Source organism: Streptomyces sp. NPDC007264 (assembly GCF_042869095.1).
In the GTDB taxonomy this organism is placed as follows: Bacteria; Actinomycetota; Actinomycetes; order Streptomycetales; family Streptomycetaceae; genus Streptomyces.
In genome coordinates this window covers 1-15617 of record NZ_JBIAFD010000026.1, presented here as the reverse complement: position 1 = coordinate 15617, position 15617 = coordinate 1, and the positions used below count along the sequence as shown (strand labels likewise).

Sequence of the window (15617 nt, the reverse complement as noted above, 5' to 3'; positions counted from 1 at the left end):
CCACGGGGCATTCAACACAAAATCCCTCATCTAGGAGCAACCGTGGCGCGCGACATCGCGGCTCCCACAACGGTCCCCACCGAGCACAAAGACCTGATCTCGTGGGTCAACGAGATCGCCGAACTCACGCAGCCGGACAACGTGGTCTGGTGTGACGGATCCGAGGCCGAGTACGAGCGTCTCTGCGAGGAACTCGTCCGCAAGGGCACCTTCAAGAAGCTCGACCCCATCAAGCGCCCGAACTCTTACTACGCCGCCTCCGACCCGACCGATGTCGCGCGGGTCGAGGACCGGACGTTCATCTGTTCCGAGAAGGAGGAGGACGCGGGCCCGACGAACAACTGGAAGGCCCCCGCGGAGATGCGGGAGATCTTCCAGGGTGCGGACGGCCTGTTCCGCGGCTCCATGCGCGGCCGCACGATGTACGTCGTGCCCTTCTGCATGGGCCCGCTCGGCTCCCCGCTCTCCGCGATCGGTGTGGAGATCACCGACTCCGGGTACGTCGCCGCCTCCATGCGCACCATGACGCGCATGGGCCAGGCGGTCCTCGACGAGCTCGGCTCCGACGGCTTCTTCGTCAAGGCCGTCCACTCCGTCGGCGCCCCGCTGGAGCCCGGCCAGGAGGACGTGCCCTGGCCCTGCAGCCAGACCAAGTACATCTCGCACTTCCCCGAGGCCCGCGAGATCTGGTCCTACGGCTCCGGCTACGGCGGCAACGCGCTGCTCGGCAAGAAGTGCTACGCCCTGCGCATCGCCTCCGTGATGGCGCGCGACGAGGGCTGGCTGGCCGAGCACATGCTGATCCTCAAGCTGACGCCGCCGCAGGGCGAGTCCAAGTACGTCTGCGCCGCCTTCCCGAGCGCCTGCGGCAAGACGAACCTCGCCATGCTGGAGCCGACGATCTCCGGCTGGACGGTCGAGACGATCGGCGACGACATCGCGTGGATGCGGTTCGGCGAGGACGGCCGGCTGTACGCGATCAACCCCGAGGCCGGTTTCTTCGGTGTCGCACCCGGCACCGGCGAGCACACCAACGCCAACGCGATGAAGACGATGTGGGGCAACGCCGTCTTCACGAACGTCGCCCTCACCGACGACGGCGACGTGTGGTGGGAGGGCATGACCGAGGAACTGCCCGCCCACCTCACCGACTGGAAGGGCAACGACTGGACGCCCGAGTCCGGGATCCCGGCCGCCCACCCCAACTCCCGCTTCACCGTTCCGGCCGCGCAGTGCCCGATCATCGCGCCGGAGTGGGAGGACCCGAAGGGCGTGCCGATCTCGGCGATCCTCTTCGGCGGCCGCCGCGCCTCCGCGGTCCCGCTGGTGACGGAGTCCTTCGACTGGAACCACGGTGTCTTCCTCGGCGCCAACGTGGCGAGCGAGAAGACCGCCGCGGCCGAGGGCAAGGTCGGCGAGCTGCGCCGCGACCCGTTCGCCATGCTGCCGTTCTGCGGCTACAACATGGGCGACTACATGGCGCACTGGATCAAGATCGGCGAGGGCAAGGACCAGTCCAAGCTGCCGCGGATCTACTACGTCAACTGGTTCCGCAAGAACGACGAGGGCAAGTTCGTCTGGCCGGGCTTCGGCGAGAACAGCCGCGTCCTGAAGTGGATCGTGGAGCGCCTGGAGGGCAAGGCGGAGGGCGTCGAGAGCCCGATCGGCATCCTGCCGGCCAAGGCGGCCCTGGACACCGACGGCCTGGACCTGTCCGAGTCCGACCTGGACTTCCTGCTCACGGTCGACAAGGACGTGTGGCGCGAGGAGGCCGCCCTGGTCCCCGAGCACCTCAACACCTTCGGCGAGCACGCTCCCAAGGAGCTGTGGGACCAGTACCGGGCGCTGGTGCAGCGCCTGGGCTGACCCCGACATGAACTCCGCGGCCGGTTGGATGTGCCCTGACCTGCTCCTCGGGCCGGCCGCGGTGACAGCGCACGCACCACAGGCGGGCCCGCCTCGTACGACCGCGTACGGGCGGGCCCCGCCGCGTGAGCCGCGCGACAAAGCGGTATTCGGGGGCATTTCGCCTAGGGTGCTGCCATGCGCGGAATCCTGTTGGCGGGAGGCACCGGCTCGCGACTGTGGCCGCTGACCCGCTCGGTGTCGAAGCAGCTGCTGCCGGTCTTCGACAAACCCATGGTCTACTACCCGCTCTCCACGCTGGTGATGGCCGGCGTCCGGGAGGTCCTGGTCATCACGACCCCCGACGACCAGCAGCAGTTCCGCCGACTGCTCGGTGACGGCAGTCAGCTGGGCATGCGGCTCGAGTACCTGGCCCAGGAGCGCCCCGAGGGCATCGCCCAGGCCTTCGTCCTCGGAGCGGACTTCATCGACGGCGAGTCGGTCGCCCTGATCCTGGGCGACAACATCTTCCACGGGAGCGGTCTCGGCACCCGCCTGGCACGCCACGACCGCCTGGAGGGCGGGCAGGTGTTCGCCTACCAGGTCGCCGACCCCTCCGCCTACGGCGTGGTGGAGTTCGACGAACGGGGCCGGGCCCTGTCCATCGAGGAGAAACCGGCCCGGCCCAAGTCCCGGTACGCGGTGCCCGGACTCTACTTCTACGACCACCGCGTCGTGGACATCGCCCGGGGCCTGCGGCCCAGCGCCAGGGGCGAGTTGGAGATCACCGACCTCAACCGCGTCTACCTGGACGCCGGGGCGCTGCACGTCACCCGGCTCGGCCGGGGCACCGCCTGGCTGGACACCGGGACCTTCGCGTCCCTGGTGCAGGCGTCGGAGTTCGTCCGGGTGATCGAGGAGCGTCAGGGCTTCAAGGTCGGCTGTGTCGAGGAGGCGGCCTGGCGGGCCGGCCTGATCGACGACGACCGGCTCCGGGAACTGGCCCGGCCGCTGCTCAAGAGCGGATACGGGCACTATCTGCTGGGGCTGTTGGAGGAGGGTCCGGGGGACTGCCGGCATGTCGTCACACCCCGAAGGAGCGGCGGCTCGCGTCAGGGGGAACTCCTGCCCGTCCACGGCGGCGCGCGGGGTACGGACCGGGTCCAGAGTCCGGCCGGGACCGGTCGGCTCTAGGGAGTGTTGCGAAAGGGGCGTCGTCCGCCCGAAGGGCGGGCCGGACGGGGCTTTCGCAACACGCCCTAAAGTCCCCGGGTGGTCGTCCCGAAGGTACGGAGGGAGCGATCGGCGCGAGGAGTTGCGTGGTGGAAAGGACGATCACGTGGAGCCACTCGGTATCGAAGGGGCCTGGGTGGACACCCCGGAGGTGTTCACGGACGGTAGGGGACGATTCCACGAATGGTTCAGGAGCGAGCGGTTCCACCGGGCGACCGGTCAGGGCCTCGGCCTCCGACAGGCCAACTGCTCACGGTCCGCTCGCGGCACGCTGCGCGGCATCCACTTCGCGTCGGTCCCCCCGGGCCAGGCCAAGTACGTCACATGCGTCGGCGGCGCCGTCCTCGACGTGGTGGTCGACATCCGTCTCGGCTCGCCGACCTTCGGGACCTGGGAGGCGGTCCGGCTCGACGACACCACACACCGGTGCCTCTACCTCTCGGAAGGGCTGGGCCATTCCTTCATGGCGCTGGAGGACGACTCCACCGTCGTCTACCTGTGCTCCGAGGGCTATGCCCCGGACCGCGAGCACGGGATCGACCCGCTCGACCCGGCGTTGGCCATCGCCTGGCCCGAGGACCTGGAGCCGGTGCTCTCCGCCAAGGACGCCGGGGCGCCCACGCTGGAGGAGGCCCGGCGGCAGGGCCTGCTGCCCTCGTACGAGGACTGCGGCGCCTATCGCAGCAGTCTCGTCGGCAGCGCGTGAGGTGATGACCATGGACCGTCGTCAGGAGCCCGGTGCCGGACGGCCGATGGCGGGAGAACCGGGGCGATCATGCGCATCGTGGTGACCGGCGGCGCCGGATTCATCGGATCGGAATACGTCCGCCGGCGGCTGACCGCGGATCCGGCGGCGCGGACCACCGTCCTCGACAAGCTCACCTACTCGGGGACCGAGGCCAACCTGGCGCCGGTGGCGGCCCACCCCGGCTACACCTTCGTCCACGGCGACATCTGCGACCCCGAGGTGGTCGACCAGGTCATGGAGGGCCAGGACGCGGTGGTCCACTTCGCCGCCGAGTCGCACGTGGACCGGTCGATCGACGGGGCCGGTCCCTTCGTCCGCACCAATGTGCTGGGGACGCAGATCCTCCTGGACGCGGCCCGACGGCACCGCGTGGGCCGCTTTCTGCACGTGTCCACCGACGAGGTGTACGGCTCGATCGCGAAGGGCTCGTGGACCGAGGAGTCGCCGCCGGCCCCCAACTCCCCGTACTCCGCCTCGAAGGCGGGCTCCGACCTGCTGGCGCTCGCCTACCACCGCACCCATGGCCTGGACGTCGTGGTCACCCGGTGCTCCAACAACTACGGGCCCCACCAGTTCCCCGAGAAGGTCGTCCCGCTCTTCATCACCAACCTGCTCGACGGGAAGCCGGTCCCCCTGTACGGAGACGGCCGCAACGTCCGCGACTGGCTGCACGTCTCCGACCACTGCCGGGGCATCGACCTGGTCCTGCACGGGGGCCGGGCCGGGGAGGTCTACCACATCGGTGGCGGCACCGAGCTGAGCAATCGCCGGCTCACCGGACTGCTCCTCGACGCGTTCGGCGCGGGCTGGGACCGGGTCGCGCACGTGGCCGACCGCAAGGGGCACGACCTGCGCTACTCGCTGGACGACGGCAAGATCCGCGAGCAGCTCGGCTACGCCCCGCAGGTGCCCTTCGCCGACGGACTGGCCGCCACGATCGCCTGGTACCGCGAACACCGCTCCTGGTGGGAGCCGCTCAAGGAGAGGGCCGGGCTGCGATGACCGTGAGCTGGCTGGTGAGCGGCGCGGGCGGGCTGTTGGGCCGCGAGATGCTCGCCGAACTCGCCGCCGACCCGGAGGCGGTGGTGACGGAGGCGGGCCGTGACCGGCTCGACATCACCGACCCGGCGGCCGTGCGCGCGGCCGTCGCCGGTCACCGGGTGGTCGTCAACTGCGCCGCCTGGACGGACGTCGACGGTGCGGAGCGGTCCGAGGCGGCGGCCACCGCCGTGAACGGCACGGGCGTCCGGCACCTCGCGGCCGCATGCGCGGGCAGCGGTGCCCTGCTGCTGCACGTCTCCACCGACTACGTGTTCCCGGGCGATGCCCGCCGGCCCCATCCGGAGGACGCGCCGACGAGACCCCTGAACGCGTACGGGCGCAGCAAACTGGCGGGGGAGCACGCGGTCGCGGAGCTGCTGCCCCGCACCGGCTACACGGTGCGCACCGCCTGGCTCTACGGCGAGCACGGCCGCAACTTCGTGGCGACCGTGCTGGAACTCGCCACCCGGCGCGAGACGCTGGACGTGGTGGCCGACCAGCACGGCCAGCCGACCTGGTCCCGGGCGCTCGCCCGGCAGCTGGCGGCCCTCGGCCGTGCCGCTCTGGCCGGGCGGGCCCCGGCAGGCGTCTACCACGGCACGGCGGCCGGCCGCACCACGTGGTACGGCCTGGCGCGTGAGACGTTCCGCCTCAGCGGTCTGGACCCCGGGCGGATCCGACCGGTCGGTTCGCAGAAGTTTCCCCGTCCCGCCGCCCGGCCGGCGTTCTCCGTGCTCGCTCACGGCGGTTGGGCGCGCGCCGGTCTCGTACCCCTGCCGCGCTGGGACGACCAGCTGACCGCCGCCCTGCACACCCCGCGCCTCGCCGCGCTGGCCGCCGAGGCGCGAAGGACGCACCGCCCCTGAACCGCGCCGGGGCTACACCAGCAGCGGCCCGCCGCAGCGCGCGGCGCCCTCCTTCATCGCGATGAGGTTGGCGACCACATAGGAGATGTTGTTCCGGGAGTGCCACTCGGTCGGGAAGTAGGTGACCAGCCGCGACTTCTGGAACCTGGCCTCGATCTCGGGCACGAAGGCACGGTACTGGTCGTCCGTGTAGTACCAGAACGAGTTCTCGTTGTAGTAGGCGACATGGGTCGGGTCCTGGTAGGCGCCGCGTCCGTCGGAGCTGGGCGTCATGGACAGGAGCATGCCGCCGGGTGCCAGCAGCCGGTACAGCTCGTTGATCAGCGGCACCTTGGCGGGCACGTGCTCCAGGAAGTCCACCGCCCGCATCAGGCCGACGGAGCTGTCGGGCAGGTCCAGCTTCCCGGGCAGGGTCGCGACGATGTCGACACCCTGCCCCGGGTACTGGTCCACGCCCAGGTAGCCCGGGGGTTTGCGGTGGGCCGCGCCGAGATCCAGGGCGAGCAGTCCCCGCCGGCGGGTCCAGGCGAGGGCGTTGGCTTCGATGTACCGGTCGTAGAGCGCGACCGTCTCGCGCTGGATGTGTGCGTTGATCTCCGGCTCGCGCTGGGTGTTCGCCGGGTGCATCCGCTGGAGGTACAGGCAGCGGGGGATGTGGTGGAAGTCGCCGATCTGGAACAGGCGGCACATCAGGTCCTGGTCGTCGAGGACCGTGCGGGCGGCGTCGTAACCACCGGCCTTGTCGTAGCTCTCCCTGCGGAACGCCCGCACATGGTTGGGCGCGTACCAGATGTAGGAGACGTTGTGCGGGGTCGGCGGCATGGCCAGGGACTGGAGCACCGTGCGGCCGTCGACCCGCACCTCCTCGTACTGCCAGCCGTGCGCCGCGTTGAAGCGGCTGTCGTCGCGCTTCCCGTCCTCCGTGATCTGTGCGGTGTTGCTGTAGACGAACACGGCCTCGGGATGCTCGTCGAAGGCCTTGGCGATCTCCGCCAGGCACTCCGTCACCAGGAGATCGTCGTGGTCGAGCTCCACGAGGATCTCGCCGCGCGCGAGTTCACAGGCCCTGCGCTTGGCCGCTCCCACGCCGCGGACCTCGTCCGCGATCTCCACACGGACCCTCTCGTCGGGGTGCTCCGGACGCCAGCGGGCGCCGTTGTTGAGCAGGACGATCCACTCCCAGTCGGCGCAGGTCTGCGCCTGCAGGGTCGTCAGGCACTCATCGAGGAAACGGGGCCTGTGGCTGGGTGTGAAGACGGAGAACTGGGGTGTCGGGGGCGACGTCATCTGGCGCTTCCTGCGTGGCTCGTTGTCGGTGAGGGCCGAACGGCCGTGGCGGTGCGGGAGGAACCGGCCCGAACCACCGTCGTGTTCGCCGACGTTACGAGCCCGCCCCCCCGTACGCGGCCATTCGGCAGACAGACGGGGCACAGGACCACCCGAATGCAGGCGGTGACGGTGCGTCCGCGGCAACCGAGGGTGCGCTCCGGGTGCACGTGGTGACGGTCCTTTCGGGTGAGCCGATGGTCCCGTCGGGTGATCTTCTGCATATGACACGGACACCAAAGGTGATCATCTGGGTGCGCAGCGTGAAGGATGGTCACGCTCGTTCCACAGCGACGTGACCCGCGGGGGAACGGAGTGCACCCATCGGTGCGCCCGCTCGCGGTCAGGTCCCTCTCCCTTCGTGAGGAAGGTTCTCAGGTGAGCCGTACAACGAATCGCAGCAGTCGTGTGAAGGCCGCGAGCCTGGTCGGCGCGCTGGCTCTGGCGCTCAACGTCGCCTCGGGCGCGGTGGCGTTCGCCGACACGTCCGACGACTCCGGCAGCGCCAGCCAGGTCCAGGGCAACGGCGGTGGCGACGGGGGTCACGGGGATGATCACGGGGGTGAGGCCACCACCTACGTGAACTCCGTCACCGCCGCGGCCGGCGCGACCACCGCGATCGCCCCCTGCCTGTACTCCGGCGACGTGGCCACCGGCGGCGGCTTCAACATCACCGGTGCCACTCCCACGATCACCATCCCCGCCGACACCACGTTCCCGTTCACCACCACCGTCGCGGGCACGATCGTCACCAGCCTCCCCGTCCCCAGCGGTGTGGGCAACACGCCCACCGCGTGGCAGGCGAGCGTCAGCACGCCCCTTCCGGCGGGTGAGGTGCTCACCGCCTACGTCGTCTGCGCTCACCGTACGCACTGACTCCCGCGGGAGCGGCGGCACGCACGGCTGCTCGCCTCATCGCGAGCGGACCCGGGTGGGGGGCCGGTTCCTGCCTCCGGCCCCCCACGGTCACGGTGCCCCGGGACTTCGGTCCCGCGGGCACCGTTCGCCGTCTGTGCGGGGAGGGTGGCACCCGGTCCGCGCGTCGCTGCGGGTGCACGCGGACCGGGGCCGTCGAAGGGAGCCGCTCGGGCGGCTCGGGAGGGGTCAGCCGGCGGCGACGCGTTCGCGCGGCCCGGCCAGTGCGGCGGAATGTGCGTCCATGCGCTCCGCCGACAGGATCGCCGCCGCGGTGTCCGCACGGGACGCCGCCACCACCAGGGCGCGGCCCGCCAGTGCATGGGCACGCCGGTGGAGTACCGCGGCGTGCGGCCCGCGGGCGGGCGCGGTCGCCGTCGCGCGGACGGGTGGCGTGCTGCCGCGCAGCCGCGTCACCTGCTCGGCGAGCCGCTCGGCGGCCGTGTCCAGCTCCGCGGAGGGGGCCAGTGCGCGCAGCTCGTCCGTCGCCGCGAGCAGCGCCGCCAGATGGCCCGCGAGCTGGATGTCCAGCGCCTCCTCGCGCGAACGGTGCGGGAAGTCGGAGGTGGTGCCGGCCATCGTGTGGACCGACTTGGTGCGGATCGGTTCGTACATGGGGCGGCCTCCTGTGCTCTGACAGGAAGCCATCCTAGCTTGGATTTCGTCTAAGGTTGAGCCGGATCGGAAAAATGGCCAGGGGGTCACGCAAGGTGAGTGTCAGGGCTGGCTGTAACCGTCCAGGAAGTTCCCGATCCTCGTGACCGCCGCGGTCAGGTCGCTCACCGTCGGCAGCGTGACCACCCGGAAGTGGTCCTGCTCCGGCCAGTTGAAGCCCGTCCCCTGCACGACCATGATCTTCTCGCTGCGCAGCAGGTCCAGGACCATCTGCCGGTCGTCCTTGATCTTGAAGACCTTCGGGTCGAGACGCGGGAACAGATAGAGCGCGCCCCTCGGCTTCACGCAGGTCACGCCCGGGATCTGCGTCAGCAGCTCGTACGCCGTGTCCCGCTGCTCCTTCAGCCGCCCGCCCGGCAGCACCAGGTCCTTGATCGACTGACGGCCGCTCAGCGCCGCCACCACGCCGTGCTGGCCCGGCATGTTCGCGCACAGTCGCATGTTCGCGAGGACCGTCAGTCCCTCGATGTACGACTCCGCGTGCGCCCGGGGGCCGGAGATCGACATCCAGCCCACCCGGTACCCCGCCACCCGGTACGCCTTCGACATGCCGTTGAAGGTCAGCGTCAGCAGGTCCGGGGCCACCTTGGCCGTGGCGATGTGTTCCGCGTCGTCGTAGAGGATCTTGTCGTAGATCTCGTCCGAGCAGACGAGGAGGTTGTGCCGGCGTGCGATGTCCGTCAGGCCCCGGAGCATCGCCTCGTCGTACACCGCGCCCGTCGGGTTGTTCGGGTTGATGATGACGAGGGCCTTGGTGCGGTCGGTGACTTTCCGCTCGATGTCCGCGAGGTCCGGCATCCAGTCCGACTGCTCGTCGCAGCGGTAGTGGACGGCCGTGCCGCCCGACAGCGACACCGCCGCCGTCCACAGCGGGTAGTCGGGCGCCGGTACGAGCACCTCGTCGCCGTCGTCCAGCAGGCCCTGCATCGCCATCACGATCAGCTCGGAGACGCCGTTGCCGATGAAGACGTGCTCGACGTCCGTCTCGATGCCGAGGGTCTGGTTGTGCATGACGACCGCCCGGCGCGCGGCGAGCAGGCCCTTGGCGTCGCCGTAGCCGTGCGCCGAGGAGACGTTGCGGAGGATGTCCTCGAGGATCTCGGGCGGGCACTCGAAGCCGAAGGCGGCCGGATTGCCGGTGTTGAGCTTGAGGATGCGGTGACCCGCGGCCTCCAGCCGCATCGCCTCCTCGAGAACCGGACCCCGGATCTCGTAGCAGACGTTGGTGAGCTTCGTGGACTGGATCACCTGCATATCCGTGAGCTTACGGCCGCGTAACGCATCGCGCGGCGTGTTTTCCACCACGTGAGACGGGAGCGGTATGTCCTGTTACCGTCGGTCGCTGCCCTGGCCGTGCCTCCCGCCTCTAGAATGCGCGGCCATGTCATGGGAGCACCGGCCCGGCGACGGGGCGTACGGCGCACTTGCCGCGAACGACGCGGCAGACGCCCACCCCGCCGGCGGACCGCACCAGGAGAACGGCGAACCCCAGGGTGCGCCGAACGTGTACCAGCCGTACGTCGATGCGGCGCCCGAGTACGGCCGGTACGCCGACCCGGCGTCCGCGCACGGCTGGCAGAACGCCTACGACGAGACGCAGAGGCTGCCGGCCGTGCCTCACGACGGTGACCAGGTCTCCGTGACGTTCGACGCCTACGACGCCTACGACGCCTACGACGCCTACGACGCCTACGACGCCCACGACGCCCACGACGGCGGCTCCGGCTCCGGGGCGCACGACGACGGACGCGCCCTCGTTCCCGGCCCGCGCGCCGGATCGCGGCGCAGGGCCCGCCCCGCACCGCGTTTCCGGCTGCGCCGTCCCGCGGTCGTGGCCGCCGGGGCGCTGGGAGCCGTGGGTGTCGCCGTCGCGCTCGCCGGGGCCTTCGGTTCCGGCTCCTCCGGTGCGCCGGGAGGCGCCGGGGAACCGGCGCGCCCGAACGTGAAGCCGTCGCTGCCGCTCCCGGAGGGGGTCCCCTCGACCGGGCCGTCCGGCGATCCGTCCGACGGGGCCACACGTGCCCCCTCGGCCGGCCCCTCGTCGAGCGCCTCCGGGGCGGCGAGCGGAAGCCCGGCGGGGCCGACCGCGCCCACCGCCGGTGCCCCCGCCGCCTCCCCTTCCGCCTCCGCGACCGGGACGACGGGCGTCGTCCGCAAGCCCGGCCGTGGGCACGGGGCGACCAAGGGCCCCAGGTAGTCGGGTTCCGGGATTGGGGGGGAGCCCCGGCGTCGCCCGGCGTCGTGTCCGGATGTCCGCCTGAGGCGGCCGAAAACCACTCCTTGCCCCCGCACGCCCCTCCACTAACAATGCGCATGACAAATCAAGGCTGTCGGAAGACCTCCGGCCGCCACGTCATCGCAGACTCATCAAGAGGGGACCCCCACATGAGAAAGCCTCTCGTCGCCGCGCTCTTCGCCCTGGCGATCGCCGGGGCCGGCGCGGCACCGGCGGTCGCGGCACCCCGGTCCGCCCCGACGTCCGCCGGGACGGGTACGGCCGCGCAGCCGGCCTCGGTCGCGCGGACGGCCACGGCGTCCGGAACGGCGACCATCCAGGCCGTCAACTTCGCCGGTACGGTCTCACTCAGCAACTGCTCCGGGTCCGTCATACGCTTCCCGAGCTCCGCGGACACCGACCCCGCGCTCGTGCTCTCCAACGGTCACTGCCTGGAGACCGGCTTCCCGTCGCCCGGTGAGGTCATCGTCGACCAGTCGTCCAGCCGCAGCTTCGGCCTGCTCAACTCATCGGGCAGCAGGGTCGCGACGCTGCGTGCGAGCAAGGTCGCCTACTCCACGATGACCGACACGGACATCACGATCTACCAGCTCACGAAGACCTATGCGCAGATCAAGAGCTCGTACGGCATCAGCGCGCTCACCCTCGCCGACACGCATCCGGTCGCCGGCACCGCCATCAGCGTCGTCTCCGGCTACTGGAAGGAGATCTACAACTGCTCCGTCGACGGGTTCGTCTACCGCCTGAAGGAGGGCGACTGGACCTGGAAGGACTCGGTCCGCTACACCTCCGCCTGCCACACCATCGGGGGCACGTCCGGATCGCCCGTCGTCGACCAGGCCACCGGCAAGGTCGTCGCCGTCAACAACACCGGCAACGAGGACGGCGAGACCTGCACCGTGAACAACCCCTGCGAGGTCGACGAGAGCGGCAACGTCACCGTCCGCCAGGGCATCAACTACGCCGAGGAGACCTACCAGATCCCGGCGTGCTTCGGGGCCGGCAACAAGCTGAACCTGAGCGCGAGCGGCTGCGTCCTGCCCAAGCCCTAGTGCCCCAACAGGCAACGTTCGCCCCGTCGCGGCGCCCGGCACGCACTCTCGCCGCACCGGGCACAAGCCCACGTACATCCAGTACGAGGACTTGCACCCGGCACACCGAGAGCACGCACCGGACGCCGCTCCTTGACGGACAAACGTTGCCTGCCGGGGCACTAGCAGGCGCGGGGCGGGCGGTCACACCGGAGTCCTGCGGACCGCCCGTCCCGCCAGCACGTCCGTCCTGCGTCCTTCCTCGATCACGAAACGGCCGTCGACCAGGACGTACGGGATGCCCGCCGGAAGCGTGCGGGGCCGCTCGAAGGTGGCGCCCGCCGCGACCGTGGCCGGGTCGAACAGCACCAGATCGGCGCGGTACCCCTCGCGGACCAGGCCGCGGTCCGGCAGCCGCAGCCGGGCCGCCGGGCGCGAGGTGAGATGGGCGACGCACTCCTCCAGCGACAGCACCCCCAACTCCCTTACATACCGGCCGAGATAGTGCGGGAAGGTGCCGTACGCGCGCGGGTGCGGCTTGGCGCCCTGGAGGATGCCGTCGGAGCCGCCGGTGTGGACGCGGTGGCGCATGATCGCCCGGACGTTCTCCTCGTGGCCCACGTGCTGCAGGATCGTCGGGCCCAGCCGGTTCTCGACCAGCAGTCGGCGGGCGATCGCCCACGGCTCCTCGCCGCGCACGTCCGCCACCTCCTGGACGGTCCTGCCGACGTAGGACTCGAGGGCGGGATCGCTCACGCCCGAGATCTCGATCGTGTCCCATTCGACGGGCACACCGTGGCAGCCGTCGGAGCCCAGGACCTCCATGCCGTGGCGGATCCGCTCGGCCACCGTGTCGTCGGCCAGCCGCCGAAGGATCTCCTCCGGCCCGCCCTCGCTCGCCCAGCTCGGCAGCAGCGCGGCCAGCGTCGTAGAGGCCGGGGTGTAGGGGTAGGTGTCCAGCGTGATGTCCGCGCCCGCCGCCAGGGCCTCGTCCAGCAGGGACAGCAGATCCGGCGCGCGGCCCTCGTTGACGGCGAAGTTCATGGTGGCGTGGGTCAGGTGGAGCGGGCAGCCGGCCTCACGGGCGAGGGCCACCATCTCCTCGTACGCCTTCAGCGCTCCCGCCCCGTACGAGCGGTGGTGCGGGCAGTAGTAGCCGCCGTACTCGGCCACCACCCGGCACAGCTCGGTGAGTTCGGCGTCCTTGGCGTACATGCCGGGCGTGTAGGTGAGCCCGGACGACATGCCGACCGCGCCCTGCCGCATCCCCTCGGCGACCAGCCGGCGCATCCGGTCCAGCTCCTCGGGCGTCGCCTCCCGGTCCTCCCAGCCCACGGCCAGCATCCGGACCGTGCCCTGCGGGATCAGATACGCCGCGTTGACCGCGATGCCCTGGTCCAGCCGGTCCAGGTACTCGCCCACGGACCGCCAGGTGAAGTCGATGTCGTCGCCGCGGCCGTTCCAGCCGGTGATCGCGGAGCGCACCTCGGCGAGCGTGCGGTCGTCGACCGGGGCGTACGAGAGCCCGTCCTGCCCGATGACCTCGAGCGTCACGCCCTGGGCGGCCTTCGCGCTGTGGTCCGGGTCGCGCAGGAGGGCGAGGTCGCTGTGGGAGTGCATGTCGATGAAGCCGGGGGAGAGGGCCAGGCCCTCGGCGTCCAACTCCCGCACGGCCCTGGGGCGCTGGCAGCCGGCGCCCGCGGCCTCCTTGACGATGGAGACGATCCGGCCCCCCTTGACCGCCACATCGGCACGGTAGGAGGGGGCGCCGCTGCCGTCGACGACGTCCGCGTCCCGGATGACGAGGTCGGCGAGATCGGGAAGATCCATGGGAACGTTTCCTCCTGTTTCGTGCTGTTTTCTGCTATGTCCTGCCGTGTCCTAGAAGAACGTGCGGATGTAGTCGACGACCGTGCCGTCCGCCTCGGCCACCGGAATCAGCTGCCACTTGTCGAAGGACGTGCACGGGTGGGACAGGCCCATGCCGAGCCAGTCCCCGACCTCCACGTCCGCCTCCGGGGTCGTACGGAGCCAAGCGTGCTGGTCGGACAGGGCGGTCACCGAGACGCCCGTGGCCGGGCGCTCCTTGCCGCCCCGGCGCACCACCAGCGCGAAGGGCAGGTCCAGATCGTACGCCGCGTCGCGCTTGCCGGCGTTGGCGAAGGCCTGCTCCGGCGAGGGCCTGGACACCACCTGTGTCCAGAGGCGGAAGGCCGGCTCCAGCGCGCCCTCCTCCGGGACCCTGACGAACGGCGTCAGTCTGCGGTAGTGGCCGTCGTCGTGGGAGACGTACGCGCCCGAGCGCAGCAGCTTGAGGACGGGGGCGGACATGCGGGGGAGCTGCGCGAAGACGTCCGCCACCGCGTCGAACCATGCGCTGCCGCCCGCGCTCACCACGATCTCGTCGAGCCCCGCGAACCGGCCCGCCTCGTCGAAGTCCACCGCCAGCGTGGTCAGCCGGCGCAGCCAGGCGCGCACCCGCTCCGGATCCGCCTGCGGCACCTCGCCCTCGTATCCGGCCACGCCCACCAGACGCAGCGACCCCGTCGCCGCCACCGCGTCCGCGACCGCCGCGCACTCCGCCTCGGTGCGGGCACCCGTGCGCGCGCCCTCGCCGGCCGCCAGCTCGACGACCACGTCCACCGGGCGCCCGGTCCCGCCCAGCGCCTCGTCCATCAGCTCGACGCCGCGCACCGAGTCCACGTAGCAGACGAAGCGGAAGTCCGCGTCGGCGGCGAGTTCGGCCGCGATCCAGCGCAGGGCCGCCGGATCGACCAGTTCGTTCGCCAGGAACACCCGGCGGACGCCGAACCGCCGTGCCACCCGCACCTGGTGGGGGACCGCGAGCGTGATGCCCCACGCGCCGTGCTCGATCTGGCGGTGGAAGAGCTGGGGGGCCATCGAGGTCTTGCCGTGCGGGGCGAACGCCAGTCCGTGGCGGGTCGTGTACGTCTCCATCAGATCGAGGTTGTGCCGGAGGCGTTCGGCGGAGAGAGCGAGGACCGGGGTGGTGAAACCGTCGGTGAAGAGGTTGCGGCGCTCGGCCGCCAGGTCCGCGAGCGTCAGCCCCGCGGCGTCCGGCGGAAGGCCCTTGAAGCGGTGGTCGACGCGTTCCGCCATGAGAGCGGCAAGGCGTTCTGCGGTCTTCCCGGCATCCATGGAGCCTCCTGACGTGGTGTGTTGCAATCCCTGGAACATCGATTGTGTATATCGCTCTTCGCTGTCCACCATCCCGGCCGACGCGGGGTCGACGAAGCCGCCCTACCCGCGAAACGACGAGGAGCCACCCGCATCGTGACCTCCGACGACCGCCGGACCACCGCCGCTGCCGTCGCGACCCGGCCGGCCGGCCGATGTGCCGTCCTTCGAAGGCGGGATCGGCGGCGCCGAGTCCACCGTGGCGTGCATGCCGGCCGCCACCGTCCCGGCCGCCCGGCCGCCCGGCGGGACGCGCCCGTCCGGGCGGCACCGGGGCCGGCGGGCGGGGTGCGCCGGGGACGCCTTCGCCGCCGGGTTCCTGTCGGCCCCCCTCCGCGGCCTCGCCGACCGCGAACGGCTGCGCCCGGCCACCTCATGGCCGCCGCCGCGCTCACCGTCCGGGGCGACCTAGGTCCTGTCTGGAGTTCGGATCAGGAGTTCGGTAGATCGCCTGCGCGCGGGGGCTCGTTCTTGATAGGCCGTCAGTCATGGCGCGAGGCGAT

General features: G+C 71.1%; 13 protein-coding genes and 2 pseudogenes. 10 read left to right on the top strand and 5 right to left on the bottom strand.

All coding sequences use genetic code 11. The features are described 5' to 3' along the window. The first annotated feature begins 42 nt into the window (after positions 1-42). The 5 genes from ACFYMU_RS31135 (at position 43) to rfbD (ending at position 5733) form a co-directional block, all read left to right on the top strand. Positions 43-1866, top strand: coding sequence for a phosphoenolpyruvate carboxykinase (GTP) (locus ACFYMU_RS31135; protein WP_388380406.1), 1824 nt, complete (start codon positions 43-45; stop codon positions 1864-1866). Between the two features lie 177 nt (positions 1867-2043). Next, the gene (rfbA, locus tag ACFYMU_RS31130) at positions 2044-3039 is read left to right on the top strand and encodes a glucose-1-phosphate thymidylyltransferase RfbA (RefSeq protein WP_388380403.1); all 996 of its coding nucleotides are present in this window, start codon (positions 2044-2046) and stop codon (positions 3037-3039) included. Between the two features lie 145 nt (positions 3040-3184). Beyond that, positions 3185-3784, top strand: coding sequence for a dTDP-4-dehydrorhamnose 3,5-epimerase family protein (locus ACFYMU_RS31125; protein WP_388380400.1), 600 nt, complete (start codon positions 3185-3187; stop codon positions 3782-3784). Between the two features lie 69 nt (positions 3785-3853). Then, a complete protein-coding gene (rfbB, locus tag ACFYMU_RS31120) occupies positions 3854-4828 on the top strand; it encodes a dTDP-glucose 4,6-dehydratase (protein ID WP_388380397.1) in 975 nt (324 codons plus the stop codon). After that, the gene (gene rfbD / locus ACFYMU_RS31115; RefSeq protein WP_388380394.1) at positions 4825-5733 is read left to right on the top strand and encodes a dTDP-4-dehydrorhamnose reductase; all 909 of its coding nucleotides are present in this window, start codon (positions 4825-4827) and stop codon (positions 5731-5733) included. The genes rfbB and rfbD overlap by 4 nt, the downstream gene beginning before the upstream one ends. A 12-nt stretch (positions 5734-5745) precedes the next feature. Here rfbD and ACFYMU_RS31110 read toward each other — a convergent pair whose 3' ends face one another. After that, the gene (locus tag ACFYMU_RS31110; RefSeq protein WP_388380392.1) at positions 5746-7020 is read right to left on the bottom strand and encodes a glycosyltransferase; all 1275 of its coding nucleotides are present in this window, start codon (positions 7018-7020) and stop codon (positions 5746-5748) included. 417 nt (positions 7021-7437) lie between these two features. Between ACFYMU_RS31110 and ACFYMU_RS31105 the strand changes: the two genes are divergently transcribed. Beyond that, positions 7438-7935: a hypothetical protein gene (locus ACFYMU_RS31105; RefSeq protein ID WP_388380389.1), complete on the top strand. Its 498-nt coding sequence runs from the start codon at positions 7438-7440 to the stop codon at positions 7933-7935. Positions 7936-8163: 228 nt separating this feature from the next. Here ACFYMU_RS31105 and ACFYMU_RS31100 read toward each other — a convergent pair whose 3' ends face one another. Continuing rightward, positions 8164-8589, bottom strand: a complete 426-nt coding sequence (locus tag ACFYMU_RS31100; protein WP_388380386.1) for a hypothetical protein — start codon at positions 8587-8589, stop codon at positions 8164-8166. Positions 8590-8691: 102 nt separating this feature from the next. Further along, positions 8692-9903 carry a pyridoxal phosphate-dependent aminotransferase gene (locus tag ACFYMU_RS31095; protein ID WP_388380383.1) on the bottom strand — a complete coding sequence of 404 codons (1212 nt, stop codon included), beginning with the start codon at positions 9901-9903 and terminating at the stop codon, positions 8692-8694. Positions 9904-10030: 127 nt separating this feature from the next. Here ACFYMU_RS31095 and ACFYMU_RS31090 point away from each other — a divergent pair, with 127 nt between their 5' ends. Next, positions 10031-10846, top strand: a complete 816-nt coding sequence (locus ACFYMU_RS31090; protein ID WP_388380381.1) for a hypothetical protein — start codon at positions 10031-10033, stop codon at positions 10844-10846. 188 nt (positions 10847-11034) lie between these two features. Further along, entirely contained in the window at positions 11035-11937 is a 903-nt protein-coding gene (locus ACFYMU_RS31085) for a serine protease (protein WP_388380379.1), read from the top strand. A gap of 183 nt (positions 11938-12120) precedes the next feature. Here ACFYMU_RS31085 and ACFYMU_RS31080 read toward each other — a convergent pair whose 3' ends face one another. Further along, complete coding sequence (locus ACFYMU_RS31080; RefSeq protein ID WP_388380376.1) at positions 12121-13746, bottom strand: amidohydrolase family protein; 1626 nt, start codon at positions 13744-13746, stop codon at positions 12121-12123. A gap of 51 nt (positions 13747-13797) precedes the next feature. Beyond that, positions 13798-15075: an amino acid deaminase gene (locus ACFYMU_RS31075; protein ID WP_388380373.1), complete on the bottom strand. Its 1278-nt coding sequence runs from the start codon at positions 15073-15075 to the stop codon at positions 13798-13800. A gap of 166 nt (positions 15076-15241) precedes the next feature. On the opposite strand from ACFYMU_RS31075, the pseudogene ACFYMU_RS31070 reads away from it, so the two are divergent. Continuing rightward, a pseudogene (locus ACFYMU_RS31070) lies at positions 15242-15352 on the top strand (sugar kinase); the annotation flags it as partial. A 54-nt stretch (positions 15353-15406) separates the two neighbouring features. Continuing rightward, positions 15407-15525 (top strand): annotated as a pseudogene (locus ACFYMU_RS31065) (PfkB family carbohydrate kinase); the annotation flags it as partial. Positions 15526-15617: the final 92 nt, after the last annotated feature.